The sequence below is a fragment of the Bradyrhizobium sp. TM233 genome, from assembly GCF_036247965.1.
Lineage (GTDB): Bacteria > Pseudomonadota > Alphaproteobacteria > Rhizobiales > Xanthobacteraceae > Bradyrhizobium > Bradyrhizobium ottawaense.
Genome location: NZ_BTIG01000140.1, coordinates 1 through 310, shown reverse-complemented (window position 1 = coordinate 310; position 310 = coordinate 1). Strand labels below are relative to the sequence as shown.

Sequence of the window (310 nt, the reverse complement as noted above, 5' to 3'; positions counted from 1 at the left end):
AATCTCGAGATCCCGGGTTCAGCCCTTTCGGGCTGCCCCGGGATGACGGGACGCGTAGCGTCCCGTCAGTTCAGCTTCTCGATCGCGACCGCCACGCCCTGGCCGACGCCGACGCACATGGTGGCGAGCGCGAGCTTGCCGCCGCGCTTCTCCATGCCGTGGACGGCGGTGAGCGCGAGGCGCGCGCCGCTCATGCCGAGGGGATGGCCGAGCGCGATGGCGCCGCCATGCGGATTGACGAAATCCGCATCGTCAGCGACGCCGAGCTGGCGCATGCAGGCAATGCCCTGCGAGGCGAAGGCCTCGTTGA

General features: G+C 69.7%; 1 pseudogene. It reads right to left on the bottom strand.

Features of this window, described 5'->3' with window-relative positions:
- Positions 1-65: 65 nt before the first annotated feature.
- A pseudogene (locus AABA86_RS34045) lies at positions 66-310 on the bottom strand (3-oxoadipyl-CoA thiolase); the annotation flags it as partial.